General features: G+C 69.3%; 11 protein-coding genes. 9 read left to right on the top strand and 2 right to left on the bottom strand.

Annotated elements, in window-relative coordinates; all coding sequences use genetic code 11:
* Positions 1-45 precede the first annotated feature (45 nt).
* Positions 46-1236: an acyl-CoA dehydrogenase family protein gene (locus OID54_RS09160; RefSeq protein WP_329016618.1), complete on the top strand. Its 1191-nt coding sequence runs from the start codon at positions 46-48 to the stop codon at positions 1234-1236.
* Between the two features lie 115 nt (positions 1237-1351).
* Here OID54_RS09160 and OID54_RS09155 read toward each other — a convergent pair whose 3' ends face one another.
* The gene (locus OID54_RS09155; RefSeq protein ID WP_329016615.1) at positions 1352-1801 is read right to left on the bottom strand and encodes a cell division protein SepF; all 450 of its coding nucleotides are present in this window, start codon (positions 1799-1801) and stop codon (positions 1352-1354) included.
* 298 nt (positions 1802-2099) lie between these two features.
* Between OID54_RS09155 and OID54_RS09150 the strand changes: the two genes are divergently transcribed.
* The 5 genes from OID54_RS09150 to OID54_RS09130 all read left to right on the top strand — a co-directional run bounded on the left by OID54_RS09150 (position 2100) and on the right by OID54_RS09130 (position 8647).
* Complete coding sequence (locus tag OID54_RS09150; protein ID WP_329016611.1) at positions 2100-3320, top strand: DUF5685 family protein; 1221 nt, start codon at positions 2100-2102, stop codon at positions 3318-3320.
* Between the two features lie 1364 nt (positions 3321-4684).
* Positions 4685-5767, top strand: a complete 1083-nt coding sequence (locus tag OID54_RS09145; RefSeq protein ID WP_329016609.1) for an LLM class flavin-dependent oxidoreductase — start codon at positions 4685-4687, stop codon at positions 5765-5767.
* Positions 5764-7068 carry an NtaA/DmoA family FMN-dependent monooxygenase gene (locus tag OID54_RS09140; protein ID WP_329016606.1) on the top strand — a complete coding sequence of 435 codons (1305 nt, stop codon included), beginning with the start codon at positions 5764-5766 and terminating at the stop codon, positions 7066-7068. Before OID54_RS09145 ends, OID54_RS09140 begins: the two co-directional genes overlap by 4 nt.
* Positions 7069-7072: 4 nt before the next feature.
* On the top strand, positions 7073-8041 hold the full coding sequence (locus OID54_RS09135; protein WP_329016603.1) for a DUF1684 domain-containing protein: 969 nt from the start codon (positions 7073-7075) through the stop codon (positions 8039-8041).
* A 126-nt stretch (positions 8042-8167) separates the two neighbouring features.
* Entirely contained in the window at positions 8168-8647 is a 480-nt protein-coding gene (locus tag OID54_RS09130; RefSeq protein ID WP_329016600.1) for a hypothetical protein, read from the top strand.
* A gap of 89 nt (positions 8648-8736) precedes the next feature.
* On the opposite strand, the gene OID54_RS09125 is transcribed toward OID54_RS09130, so the two are convergent.
* Positions 8737-9669: a DUF4231 domain-containing protein gene (locus OID54_RS09125; protein ID WP_329016597.1), complete on the bottom strand. Its 933-nt coding sequence runs from the start codon at positions 9667-9669 to the stop codon at positions 8737-8739.
* A 203-nt stretch (positions 9670-9872) separates the two neighbouring features.
* Between OID54_RS09125 and OID54_RS09120 the strand changes: the two genes are divergently transcribed.
* Genes OID54_RS09120 through OID54_RS09110 form a run of 3 tightly spaced genes read left to right on the top strand, consistent with a single transcriptional unit; the run spans position 9873 to position 13398 of the window.
* A complete protein-coding gene (locus OID54_RS09120) occupies positions 9873-10037 on the top strand; it encodes an FXSXX-COOH protein (protein WP_329016593.1) in 165 nt (54 codons plus the stop codon).
* 9 nt (positions 10038-10046) lie between these two features.
* Positions 10047-12623 carry a radical SAM/SPASM protein FxsBH, inactivated beta-hydroxylase extension form gene (gene fxsBH, locus OID54_RS09115; RefSeq protein WP_329016589.1) on the top strand — a complete coding sequence of 859 codons (2577 nt, stop codon included), beginning with the start codon at positions 10047-10049 and terminating at the stop codon, positions 12621-12623.
* Positions 12616-13398, top strand: a complete 783-nt coding sequence (locus tag OID54_RS09110) for an aminoglycoside N(3)-acetyltransferase (RefSeq protein WP_329016586.1) — start codon at positions 12616-12618, stop codon at positions 13396-13398. Before fxsBH ends, OID54_RS09110 begins: the two co-directional genes overlap by 8 nt.
* Positions 13399-13443: the final 45 nt, after the last annotated feature.

The raw sequence follows: 13443 nt of genomic DNA, 5'->3' as shown, positions 1-13443 counted from the left end.
TTCCGCTGTTTCCGAGTCCCTGTGAGTGCTGCCGGAGGCCGTCCCATGTCCGCACCGTCCAAGCCCGCCCCCTTCGATCCCCGCGATCCGCTCGGTCTCGACGAGCTCCTGAGCCCCGAAGACCTAGCGATCCGCGACACCGTCCGCACCTGGGCCGCGGATCGCGTACTGCCGTCCGTCGCCGACTGGTACGAGCGCGGGGAACTGCCCGACATCCATGAGCTGGCCAGGGAACTGGGCGCGCTGGGCGCGCTGGGGATGTCCCTGGAGGGCTACGGCTGCGCCGGTGCCAGCGCCGTCCAGTACGGACTGGCCTGTCTGGAGTTGGAGGCCGCTGATTCGGGCATTCGGTCCCTGGTCTCCGTCCAGGGCTCCTTGGCCATGTACGCGATCCACCGCTTCGGGTCCGAGGAGCAGAAGCAGCACTGGCTGCCTTCGATGGCAGCGGGCGAGACGATCGGCTGCTTCGGGCTCACCGAACCCGACCACGGCTCCGACCCCGCGGCCATGCGCACCCACGCGAAGCGGGACGGCACGGACTGGGTGCTGACCGGACGCAAGATGTGGATCACCAATGGATCAGTGGCCGGCGTGGCGGTCGTCTGGGCCCAGACCGACGACGGCATCCGGGGCTTCGTGGTCCCCACGGACGCTCCCGGATTCTCCGCCCCAGAGATCAAGCACAAGTGGTCGCTGCGCGCCAGCGTCACCAGCGAGTTGGTCATGGACGAGGTCCGGCTGCCCGCGGATGCCGTACTCCCCGCAGTCACCGGCCTCAAGGGCCCGCTGAGCTGTCTCAGCCATGCCCGCTACGGCATCGTCTGGGGCGCCATGGGCGCGGCCCGCGCGAGCTTCGAGTGCGCTCTCGACTACTCCCGTACGCGGGAGCAGTTCGGCAAGCCCATCGGCGGCTTCCAACTGACGCAGGCCAAGCTCGCCGACATGGCGCTGGAACTCCACAAGGGCATCCTGCTCGCCCACCACCTGGGCGCGCGGATGGACGCCGGTCGGCTCCGTCCGGAGCAGATCAGCTTCGGCAAGCTCAACAATGTGCGGGAGGCGATCGAGATCTGCCGTACCGCCCGCACGATCCTGGGGGCCAACGGGATCTCCCTGGAGTACCCCGTGATGCGCCACGCGACCAATCTGGAGTCGGTTCTCACCTACGAGGGCACGGTGGAAATGCACCAACTCGTCCTCGGCAAGGCGCTCACCGGGCTCGACGCCTTCCGGTGAGCCCGTGCGCCACGCCGCTGGGACCGGCCGGCTCCCAGCGGCGCGCGAAGCGCCTGTCGGGGGCCGATCGGTGTGCGACCGCGGCGGCTCGGGGACCGGTCGGCGACCGCCCTGCTCAGCTCTGGTTGTAGAAGCCGTCCTGTGCGCGTCCCGCGGGCTCGGCGTTGACGACATCGGTGTGCGCCGGGCTCAACAGGAAGACCCGGGCGGCCACCCGCTCGATGGAACCCTTCAGGCCGAACGTCAGCCCCGCGCAGAAGTCCACCACGCGCTTGGCGTCGGGGGAGTCCAGCGCGGTGAGGTTGACGATGACCGGCACGCCGTCCCGGAACAACTCCCCGATACCGCGGGCGTCCCGGAAGCAGGAGGGCGAGACCGTGGCGATCCTGCGGCTCTGTTCCTCCTGGACGGAGTCGGAGGCGGCCACCCGCACCCGGGGGTCGGTTACCCAGGCATCACCCGTATCGGCGCCCTCGGCGTACTCGGCGTAGTCATCGCCGTAGTAACGCTCGTCGTTGTCTTCGACGAGTCCCAGCCAGGCGCTGGCCTTGCGCACAGATCCCATCGACGCCTCCTTCCACTGCGGTCCGCTCACTAGCGGTCTCTTGTCTTTCCTGTCCCCATGCTCGTCCATCATGCGGATGGAGCGCCAAGTGGATAGTCGCCGCGCAGAGGTTTCGTGACGGTACTGGTGCAGAAGATGTGGTGATTCGTCAGAGTTCTTCCTGTACAAGGGCGGTCATCAGCTCAAAATATAAATCTCGGGCCAGATGGGTGATGTGGGGGACGGATGGGTGAACCGACCGTTCGGCCCGCTGGTTACGATGCGTTCGCACTGCTGAAACGATTCACGGGGGATCGCCATGTTTGGCATAGTCAGGCCCTGTAGCCACCGTCTGACGGAACGTCTCAAGACGGAGTGGATGGCGCATCTGTGCGGGCTCTGCCTGGCACTGCGCGCGGACCACGGTCAGTTCGCCCGGGTGGTCACCAACTACGACGGTCTGATCGTCTCGGTTCTGACGGAAGCTCAGTCCGAGCGCACCCCGGACGCGCGCCGTACGGCGGGACCCTGTCCCCTGCGCGCCATGCGGACCACCCCCGTCGCCCGTGGCGAGGGGGCGCGGCTCGCCGCCGCCGTCTCCCTCGTACTGGCCTCGGCCAAGGTGCGCGACCACGTCGCCGACCGGGACGGGCTGCTGGCCCGCCGACCCATCGCCGCCGCCGCGCGCAAGGTCGCCCGCGGGTGGGACCGCGCAGGCGCCAAAGCCGGTGCGGACCTCGGCTTCGACACGGCCGTCCTCCTCGACGCCGTCGACCGACAACCGGAGATCGAGGCGCTCGCCGGCCCCGGCACCTCCCTGCTCACCGTCACCGAGCCCACGGAGACCGCCACCGCCGCCGCCTTCGCCCACACCGCCGTACTCGCCGGGCAGCCCCACAACGAAGCACCGCTGGCCGAGGCGGGGCGGCTCTTCGGCCGCCTCGCCCATCTGCTGGACGCGGTGGAGGACCAGCAGGCCGATGCCGCGTCAGGAGCGTGGAATCCGCTCACCGCGACCCGCACCCCCCTGACGGAAGCGCGCAGGCTCGCCGACGACGCCGTCCACGGGGTCCGCCTGGCCCTACGGGATGCCCGGTTCACGGACGACCGACTGGTCCATGTGCTGCTCGCCCATGAGTTGGCCGCCGCCGTGGACCGTGCGTTCGGCACGGTCTCCTGCTCCCACCAGGGCCAGTCGGCCGTGCCCGGCCCGGGGCGCCCTCAGGACGGCTACGGCGCCGGTCCGTACGGGGGAAACCCGTTCGCGGGCGGGCCCGCTGGCGGTGCACACGGCGGCGGAGCTCCGGGCGGTCCAGGCGGTCCGGGCGGTGGCTCGTCCCCGTACTTCGGTGGAGAGCCACCGCGCCCGCGCCCACGCTCGTTCCTGCCCGGCTGCGGCATGTTCACGTACCTCTTCTGCACCTGCCAGATGTGCTGCGCCAAGGAGTACGAGGGGCCCTGGTCGCGCAAGAAGCGCCAGGGGTGCTGCCGGGACGCCGACTGCCCGGACTGCAACTGCGACGGCTGCTGCTGCTCCTGAGACTGACGGATCAGCGGCAGCCGAGCCACGCGGACAGGCGAAAGCCGCCTACCGCGTGATGGATCCGCGGCGGGCGGTTGCCGATCGAGCAAGGACGAGCTGAGGGGAGGGAGGGTGCGCGTCGTGCGGTGGGTGAAGTACGAGCATCCCGGGGCCGGTCCAGAGGGAAGGGGCGCCGAACCGTCACCGTCGAAGAGCATGAACGGCATCGATCACGGACGCTGGACGACACAGGGGACAAGGCAGCCATAGCGGCGCCCAATGAGACAACACGGTGGGGTCAACAGGACGCGGACCACACATGACCGAAGTCGATGTGGGAGCGCCTGACCAGCAACCGCTGTCGATACATGGCCCAAGTGGAACAGGCATCCCACGGTGCGTCAACTGCCGTGAGACAAAGCGCTCACAGTATGGACAGCCTTGACAGCGGACCGTCGCCACCCTCAGCCTCGGACCAGGTCGTGCTGAGGGGCGCGGCCCATCGCGCGTCGTTCCACGGCACCGGTTCCACCCGGTGCGCAGGCTCCACGCTGCCCGTGTGTTGGGTGAAGACGAACTCCGAGATCGGTCCCGTATCGACGGAGCCTTTGCCATGGCCGTGTTCCCCGCCCTCCTTCCAGCAGTTCTGCTGAGCAACAGACTCCGATGCGCCCACCCTCATCGGCCCGTCGGCTCGTGCCTGCCGGTGCGTCCGGTGGCCAACCGATGACCGAGGGGCGTGCGGTCGACATTCGGCGTCCGATCAGAACCGCCGGGCGAGCGCCTCTCGCCGCGTGTTCGGAGACCTGGACGGCACACCGCCCGGCCGAACGACCGCATCCACGCCGGTGCTCACCATCCCGGCGCCACCCCGGCGTCCCCGCCGCAGGGCGCACCCCGGCCCGGGCGTCGGGAACGCCGCCGTCGACCCATGCGACGGGGGAGCCCCTCCCACCCGGTGATATGACGCCGGCACCCGGTCGTGTAGCGCCGCCACGGCTGAGGGGCCGTCGCTCTCGGCCCACCTCCTGAGGCGAACCGCACCACCCGCCGTGCCTCGGGCTCTCCCCGGCCCGCGTCTTGTTGAGCCACCCGGAGTCCCCCAAAGCTCTCCGTGTCACCTCAAGCCACGCAGAGCAGTTCAGAGCAGTTCACGGCAACTCAGGGCAACTCAGCCATGCAGAACGTCTCCACGCCCCGACCAGGCGCGGGAGTCGAGTCACCCCCTGTTCGCGTACACCCGTCGTTCTGCCCCGCACCCACGGGGCTGAACGACGGACCGGCGACCCCGTACACCCCGGGACGAGCCCTCGGCCCGATCGCGGCAGCACGACCTTCGCTTCCACGCCCGTCCTGGAACGACCATCCGGAAAGGCATCCCCATGTCACGCACCCGTTCGCTGCACCTGGCCGTCGCGCTCGACGGCCCGGCTCGGTACGACGCCGATCACTACACCGACCTTGTCACCCTCGCCGAGCGCGGCACCCTGGACTTCGTCACCCTCGGTGACTCGTTCGCCCGCCCGGGCCTCGACGCCCTGGCCGTACTCGCCCGTGTCGCCCCCGCCACCCGGCGCATCGGCCTGGTGCCCACGGTCACGACCACGCACACCGAGCCCTTCCACGTCTCCACGGCCGTGGCCACGTTGGACTGGGTCAGTCGCGGCCGGGCGGGGTGGGGGGTGGGGGTCTCACCGACCCAGGCGGAGGCCCGTCTCTTCGGCCGCCGCCCCGCCGCCCCCACCGACGAACTGTGGCGGGAGGCGGGTGAGGTCGCCGACGCCGTGGCCCGGCTCTGGGACAGCTGGGAGGACGGCGCCGAGATCCACGACAAGGAGACCGGTCGATACGTCGACAGATCGAAACTGCACCACGTCGACTTCGAAGGCACTCGGTTCAGCGTCCGCGGCCCTTCCACCGTGCCCCGGCCGCCCCAGGGCCGACCGGTCACCGCCATCGACATCACCGGAGCGGGCGACGAAGGCCGTCGTACGGCCGCCCGGCACGCCGACGTGGTCCTCATCAGGGCCTCATCGCCGGAGCAGGCAGCGGCTCTGCGGACGGCACTCCACCAGGACGCCGAAACGCATGGGCGTGACCCGTCGTCCCTGCGGGTCCTGCTCTCGCTCGCGGTCGACCTCGGCGAGAGCGAGCCGAGGCCGGAACCGGGGCTGGGCGGCTACTCCTGCGGACCCCGGCTCACCACCCCGGGCTCCCACTACAGCGGCGGCCCGGTGGAACTCGCCGAGTTGATCGCCCGCTGGTACGCCGCGGACGCCGTGGACGGCTTCCACCTGGCCCCCATCGCACCCCACCGCGATCTCGAACGCATCGTCAACGGAACCGTCGCGCTCCTCCAGCACCGCAGTGTGTTCCGCACCTTCCACCCCGGCGGAACCCTCCGCGAACACCTCGGGCTCGCCCGGCCGGCCAATCGCTACGCACTCAGCAAGGGGAGCTCATGACCGACGAAGGCCGACCCACCCTCCACCTCGCCGCGCACTTTCCCGGGGTGAGCAGCACCACCGCCCAGAACAGCTCCACCTCCGGCAGCCACATTGACTTCGGCACCTTCGAGCACCTGGCCAGAACCGCTGAGCGCGGCCTGTTCGACTTCTTCTTCCTCGCCGAGGGACTGCGCTTACGGGAGCACAAGGGACTGATCCACGACTTGGACGTCACCGGGCGCCCCGAGTCGATCACGCTGCTCAACGCTCTGGCAGCCGTCACCGACCGGCTCGGTCTTGCGGCGACCGTCAACGTCAGTTTCAACGAGCCGTACGAACTCGCCCGCAGGCTCTCCTCGCTCGACCACCTCAGCGGCGGGCGGGCCGGCTGGAACGTGGTGACGGCGGCCGATGCCTTCACCGGCGAGAACTTCCGCCACGGGAGCTGTCCCGATCGGGTGGACCGCTACACCCGTGCCGCCGAGTTCGTGGCGACCGCGCGGGAGCTGTGGGACTCCTGGACGCCGGACGGTCGGGCCAGGCCCGTCGCCCGAGCGGGTCGGCACTTCGCGGTCGAGGGTGAGTTCACGGTGCCCCGCTCTCCCCAGGGGCACCCCGTCGTCATCCAGACCGGGGACTCGGACGAGGGGCGGGAGTTCGCCGCGGCCTTCGCGGACGTCGCCTTCACCCGCCACGGCGACCCGAAGGCCGGCCGCGCCTTCTACCGGGATGTGAAGGCGCGGCTCGCCGCCTACGGCAGGGAGCCGGACGACCTCAAGATCATGCCCGGAGTGACCTTCGTCCTCGGCGACAGTGACGAGGAGGCACAGGAGCGGGCCACCGCCGTCCGCCGCGAACAGGTCTCCCCCCAGCGCGCCATCCTCGTTCTGGAGCAGGTCTGGGGCCGGGACCTGTCCTCGTACGACCCCGACGGCCCGTTGCCCGAGATCGATCCGGACCCCGAAGCCGTCCTGGCGCAGGCAGGGGCGGGGGCCGGCGACCCCTGTCGAACGGCGACGCGCTGGCGGGAGCTGTCCCGGCGAAAGGGACTGTCGATCCGGCAGACCGTGATCGAGGCGACCTCGGGGCAGTCCTTCGTCGGTACGGCCGGGCGCGTGGCCGCCGAGATGGCCGGGTACGTCGGCTCGGGCACGGCCGACGGGTTCCTGCTCGTCCCCCATCGCACCCCCGGTGGGCTGGACGAGTTCGTGGACGAGGTGGTGCCCCTGCTCCAGGAGCGCGGTGTCTTCCGTACGCGGTACTCCGGTACGACGCTCCGCTCGCATCTCGGGCTGACCGAACCGGTGTGGAAGGGTTGACGGCATGAGAGCCGATGAGCGAGCGGGCGACGGGGACGGGCGGGGCGGATCGGGTGGGGCGCACGAGCGTTCCGCCGCTGGGGGCGGCCCCGGCACACCGGGTGCCCGGGTCAGCCTCGGCGGGGCGAGCGGCTCCGCAGGGGCGGGCGAGCAGCAGTCCGGTCGGCCCGGGGAAGCGACGGACGTCGATCTCCGTGCGCCGAACGAGTGGCAGCACTGGCACGAGCGGCGCATCGCTACGATCTCCGCACCCCATGGACCGCTCTCGCTCACCGGCACGCACTGGCTCGACGACCATCCGGGCGGTCACCTCCCGGGTGTTGCGGGGCTCTGGAGCGACGACGGTGACCAACTGGTGCTCACCGCCACCGCGACGGACGGTCTCACCGTCGACGACAAGCCCTTCGCCGGCAGTGTCCGGCTCACCGCCGACCAGGGGCCGATCGACGGCTCCCGGGTCGCCCAGGGCGCGCGACGACTGGTCGTGCTGCGCCGTGAAGGGCTGTGGGCCGTACGCGACTTCGACCCGGACGCACCCGCGCGCCGCTCCTTCCGCGGCATCGACACGACCGCCTACGATCCCCGCTGGGCGCTGCCCGGGCGCTTTCACCGCTATGAGCGGACGCAGAGCATCCGCGTGGAGAACGCCGATGGACAGCAGCGTGGTCTCGGCCTCGACGGCGAGATCTCCTTCACGCTGGACGGACAGGCCCACACCCTGCACGTGGCCGTGGAGGACAACGGTTCCCTCTGGGCGGTCTTCGCGGATGCCACCAGTGGGAGCAGTAGCTATCGCTTCCGCTTCCTGCGGCCGGCGGCTCCGACCGCGGACGGGTCTGTGCTCGTCGACTTCAACCGGGCCCAACTGCCCCCGTGCGCCTTCGCCGAGCACTTCATCTGTCCCTTCCCACCGCCGGGGAACACCTTGTCGGTGCCGGTCGCCGCAGGGGAGCGGAATCTCCTGGCCGACTGAACCTGCGCCGCATCGCAGAGGCGTTGTGCCCTCGTCCGCCGCAGGTCACCGGGGGCTCGACGCCGCGCCTGCTTCTGGGACGATGGACGGGGCATCAGGTGCTGCGGACGAGGGGGCGACCCAGGAGTGAAGCGCATCGGAGTGACCGGTCATCGGAACATCCCCGTCGAGGCCGTGGGGCACGTTCAAACGGAGATCCTCGCCGTCCTCCACGAGCACGGCGGCGCGTTGGAGGCCCTGTCCAGTCTTGCCGTCGGCGCCGACCAGATCTTCGCCGACCTCGCGCTCGCCTGCGGCGCCGAGTTGACGGTGGTGGTGCCGAGCGGTGACTACGCGGACGGATTCGCCGCGCCGGGGGAGCGGGCGGGCTACGAGGCCCTGAGACGGCGGGCCACCCGGGAAGTCCGACTGGAGTTCGCCCACGCCACCGATGAGGCGTACTACGCGGCGGGGGCGTTCATCGCTGACAACTGTGACCACCTTCTCGCGGTGTGGGACGGCTGTCCGGCCCGTGGTCCGGGTGGGACGGCGGACATCGTCCACTACGCCCGGCGGCTGGGTCGCCCGGTGACCGTCATCTGGCGCGAGGGGCTCGTACGGGATTGAGGTGGCGTGCCCCCGGCCGCCTCCGAGGAGGCGGCCGAGGGCCGAGGTGGTGTGCCGACCGTCGCCGGTGCGGCACGGGCTCATCGCGATCAACTGCGGTGCCGTGCCAGCCAGTCCGTGTGCTGCGGTGAGACGATGCGCTCGGTTTCGTACACCGCCGAAGGCCACTGCGCCTCGGTGACAGAGGACTCCATCGCCGTGTGCATGGCTGCCAAGTCCTCCTCCACGAGTGAATGCGCGGCGATCAACGGTTGGTGCCGACGCACCTCACTCCACGCCAGAGAGCCGGCCGCCGCCGCGGACAGCGCTCCTGCGATATGAAGAGAGCCAGTCAGCGAAAAGGTGTGCAAAAGCGAAAGGAACAGTGCTGCCAGAGTCAGCAGACCGATCGACAACGACCATAATCGGGTGGCTCGTCGGGAGTTCGCGGTGCTGCGGTGGTACCAGTTGCGCTGTTCAATCAATCGGTCCCTGACATACGTCTCTTTGCGAATGCTGAATGGTTGGGATCGCAGCCGACGCATCGCCTTCGTGATCATTTCCTTGCTCGCCATCGGGTTCCCACCGGTGCGAGGGTCTTCCCAGCCGACTTTCGCCAGCTCCCGAAGTCCTTCTTCCAAGCGGTCGGCGAACAGTTCGTCCGATTGGGTGGCCGCTGTGGTGAAGGGTGCCCCGTGCACCGCGTAGCGCCAGCACAACGACTTGATGAACTCGGCGGCTGAACGATTGAGTTGCCAATGCGACTTTGCGCTGTGCCTACTGGCCCGGTAGCCGATGAGAAGTACCCCGGCATACGCCAATACCGCTAAAACGCCCGAGAGTTGGATGGACTCTCCCACTTTCGCCGAGGCGGGCAGTGTGGAGGCGGCGGCACCCAGGACGAGAAGGAGGAGTTGGTGCTTCATGGAGCCGACCGCCTGCCGCTGGTGGGAGATGGCCATGGCGTCGGTGTGATGGAAGAGAGCCGGTAGATCCCTGTTACGGAACACGATGCTGCCCGTTGGCCCGGGAATCCCGGTCATGTGCCCCCTGTCTGCGGTTATGACCTTCACCCTTTAGGCGGAATGACTTGATCCGCCCTCGCTCCAGGGAATGTGACGCAACTCTTTTGTGCTGTCACGTCGACCTGAGTTGCTGCGAGTGGCCATGAGAGTAAAGTCGTGCCGCCACCACCGCAATGGTGCGTGGTGATTCGCGTTCGACACACGATCAAGGACGGCCCCCCATGGCAATTCACACCTCCGCAGCCTTCGCATCTGCGAAGATCTCCCGCGTCCCTCTGGCGCAGATCGACGCCCGGGGCGGCGAGGCGGCCAAGAAGCTTGCGCGGATCATCCCCGTCACCGCCGACCGCGTCCTTCGGGCGTCGACCTTCAACTCGGCGCTCTAGACTGGCCGAATGACAGGACCACTGGTCCCATTCCGCGAGATCGTTCTGAAGGTACACAGCAGGTGCGATCTCGCATGTGACCACTGCTACATCTATGAACACGCTGATCAGAGCTGGCTTACCCGCCCCAAGGCAATCTCTGACGAAGCGATTTCTTGGACAGCTCTGCGACTGGCTGAGCATGCTAAGAGCCATGCCCTGCCCTCCGTGTCAGTGATCCTGCACGGAGGGGAGCCTCTACTGGCCGGGCCCGCTCGATTGCGACGTGTGTGTGAGGAGCTCACCCGCGCCCTCGATTCCCTCGCGGAACTCGATCTGCGCATCCACACCAACGGCTTACAACTTAGCCCGCGATATCTCGATCTGTTCGACGAATTCCACGTCAAGGTCGGCATTTCACTCGACGGCGACCGCACCGCGAATGACCGCCACCGACGTTTCGCCGACGGCCGCACCAGCCATCCACTGGTCCTACGCGCCGTCGATCTCCTGCGCGAGGATCGCTACCGCCATCTGTACCTCGGCCTCCTGTGCACCGTGGACGTGGCCAACGACCCCGTCGCCGTCTACGACGCCCTGGCCGCCCTGGACCCGCCCCGCATCGACTTCCTGCTGCCGCACGCCACCTGGGACGCGCCCCCGGCCCGCCCGAACGGCTCGCCCACGGCCTATGCCGACTGGCTGCTGACCGCTTTCGACCACTGGGACGCCCTGGGCAGACGCGTACCGGTACGCCTCTTCGAGTCGGTGCTCTCCACCCTCGCCGGCGGTCCGAGCCTCACCGAATCGCTGGGCCTCGCACCCACCGATCTCGTCGTCGTGGAGACCGACGGCACGTTGGAACAGGTCGACTCCCTCAAGAGCGCCTACGAAGGAGCCGCCGCCACCGGCTTCGACGTCTTCCACCACACCTTCGACGAGGTCGCCGCGCACCCGGGGGTCAAAGCCCGTCAACAGGAACTCGCCGGAGTGAGCGGAACCTGCCGTCGGTGCCCCGTCGTACGCTCCTGCGGCGGCGGGCTCTACACCCACCGCTACAGCGAACGCGGGGGCTTCGACAGTCCCTCCGTCTACTGCTCGGACCTCGAAGGGCTCATCCGCGGCATCGAATGCCGGACCGCCGACGCCCTGGTACCCGCCGCGCTCACCGATCCCGGCGCACTGCTGGCCGAGCACCGGGAGTTGACCCGTACCCTCCTCGCCCGTCTCCACGGCGAACTCGACGGTCGCGGGGGGCCGGCTTGGGACCGGGCCTGGCAGTTGACGCTCGATCTGGACGCGGACGGCGACGTCCTCGACTCCGTCTGGAGCCACCCCTACACCCGCACCTGGCTCGGGGACGCCCTGCAAGCGCTGCTCATGGGACGGCCCGACGCCGTGGCCAGAGCCCTGCGGCTGCCGTGCTACCTGGCCTCGGCGCTGGTGGCCGCCGGCGTTCCCACCCCGGTCCCCGTGCCGTACGAACACGGTCTGCTGCACCTGCCCGGTCTGGGTGTGCTGCGCATCGGAGACGACCACGAGAGCGGGATCCACGAGCGGGGCACGGCCGAGGTGGAACCCACCGCGGACGGGTTCACGGCCACGGTCGGCGGGACCTCGCGCCGGGTGCGGCTGGCAGTCGCCGACGACCACTGGCACCCCGTGCGCACGGTCGGTGGCACTGCGGGTGCGCCCCTGCTGCGCCTCGACGACCTCGACCGCTACCGGGACTGCTTCGGATCGGCAGCCCTGCCCCGACTGAGCGCCGCAGAGGTCCGCGACTGGGACAAAGCGTTCACCGACGCCTGGAAGATCATCCGTGCTGTCGCACCCGAGCAGTCGGCGGAGGTGGCCCACTGCCTCGGCACCCTCACCCCCCTCACCTCCGACACCCCTTCCGTACCAGCGGTTTTTGGCCGGTCGTCCACGCGTGAGCAGGCCCTGCGCGGGCACGGTTATGGAGCGCTGGGCCTTGCACCCGCACCCCGTCCCGAACAGCTCGCGATCGACTTGCTGCGGGGTGCGCGGCGGGCGAAGCTCAACGCCCTGCTCGACATCACCGATCTCTATGCACAGGACGGCTGGTGGCGTCACCCGGCGCCGTGGCAGGACGAGGAGGTACCGGTGTCCGAACTGCTGGCGGGAATCAGCGAGCGGGCGGCACTGGCCGCCTTCGACCCCGAGGGGGCGAAGCAGGCCGGTCGTGCCCTCGACACACTGGAGGGGGCCGCGGAGCTGACCGTGGGCGGCCGTCGTCTGCTGGCCCAACTGCGCCGGGAGTTGGCGCATCATTCCGGCCTTGATCATTTCGACCCTGGGCGCTCAGGGCCTGATCTTGCGGACTCTGGTCTTGCGGGTTCTGGTCTTGCCGGCCCTGAACACGGGGTCTCTGCTCACGGGCGCCTGGACCGCGCAGACCCTGATCGTCCAGGTTCTGGTCACTCGACATATCTCGCGCCCCCGCCGCGGAACGCCTCGGATCCGACCGGGCCCCGCACGGCCGGACGATCGCCGTTGCCCCTTGTCGGTGCCGCTGGCCATCTCGACCTGGAGTGCTGCGGCCAACAGGAGCAGGGCAGGAAAGACCAGAGCTGCTGCCATGGCTGAGTCAGGGACACCGGCACCTGCACGACTGGTGCCGTCCCTGCGAGCCGTCGGCGTCCGCCCGGGGATGACCCTGCTCATCCACGCCTCCCTGCGGTCCACGGGACTCCACAGCGACACCCTGCGGGACGCCCTGCTGGAGGCGGTCGGCCCGGACGGGACCTTGGTGGTGCCCGCCTTCACCGCGGGGAACTCGGACACCTCCGATCTCCACCGCGCCCGGGTACGCGGAATGACACCCGAGCAGGCGGCGACCTTCCGAGCGGACATGCCGGCCTTCGACCCGGCGTGTACGCCGAGTCAGGGCATGGGCCGGTTGGCCGAGTCGATCCGCACCGCTCCGGGCGCCGTGCGCAGCGCCCATCCGCAGACCTCGTTCGCGGCCATCGGACCTCGCGCCGAAGAACTCCTCGACCGTCACATCCTCACCTCCCACCTCGGTGAGAACTCCCCGCTCGGCGCTCTGTATCGGGTGGCCGCCCATGTGCTCATGATCGATGTGGATTTCGACGTATGCACCGCATTTCATCTTGCCGAATACCGGACGAAAGCCCCGCTGCGGTCGTATCGTTGTGTAGTTGGCCTTCCTGACGGCGGGAAGGAATGGACGGAGTACGAGGACGTCCAACTCGACGAGAGCGATTTCGGCGCGATCGGTGCCGCCTTCGGCTGGGGAGTGGAGCAGAAGGGACAACTGGGAGGAAGGCCCGCAAGATTGTTCTCGGTCAGGGCCGCCGTTGATCACGCCGTTGAGTGGATGACCGAAAAGCGGCGCTGATTGACTGAACGGCAGGGGGGTGGAGCGTGCCGTGCTCCGCAATGA

This window comes from Streptomyces sp. NBC_00690 (genome assembly GCF_036226685.1).
Lineage (GTDB): Bacteria > Actinomycetota > Actinomycetes > Streptomycetales > Streptomycetaceae > Streptomyces.
The sequence above is the reverse complement of the archived record's forward strand: the minus strand, read 5'-3'. Positions and strand labels throughout refer to the sequence as shown.

Bases quoted from the DNA above. Each gene is read 5' to 3' on its own strand.
- OID54_RS09160 (WP_329016618.1), top strand. From the start codon at position 46: ATGTCCGCACCGTCCAAGCCCGCCCCCTTCGATCCCCGCGATCCGCTC.
- OID54_RS09155 (WP_329016615.1), bottom strand. From the start codon at position 1,801: ATGGGATCTGTGCGCAAGGCCAGCGCCTGGCTGGGACTCGTCGAAGAC.
- OID54_RS09150 (WP_329016611.1), top strand. From the start codon at position 2,100: ATGTTTGGCATAGTCAGGCCCTGTAGCCACCGTCTGACGGAACGTCTC.
- OID54_RS09145 (WP_329016609.1), top strand. From the start codon at position 4,685: ATGTCACGCACCCGTTCGCTGCACCTGGCCGTCGCGCTCGACGGCCCG.
- OID54_RS09140 (WP_329016606.1), top strand. From the start codon at position 5,764: ATGACCGACGAAGGCCGACCCACCCTCCACCTCGCCGCGCACTTTCCC.
- OID54_RS09135 (WP_329016603.1), top strand. From the start codon at position 7,073: ATGAGAGCCGATGAGCGAGCGGGCGACGGGGACGGGCGGGGCGGATCG.
- OID54_RS09125 (WP_329016597.1), bottom strand. From the start codon at position 9,669: ATGACCGGGATTCCCGGGCCAACGGGCAGCATCGTGTTCCGTAACAGG.
- OID54_RS09120 (WP_329016593.1), top strand. From the start codon at position 9,873: ATGGCAATTCACACCTCCGCAGCCTTCGCATCTGCGAAGATCTCCCGC.
- fxsBH (WP_329016589.1), top strand. From the start codon at position 10,047: ATGACAGGACCACTGGTCCCATTCCGCGAGATCGTTCTGAAGGTACAC.
- OID54_RS09110 (WP_329016586.1), top strand. From the start codon at position 12,616: ATGGCTGAGTCAGGGACACCGGCACCTGCACGACTGGTGCCGTCCCTG.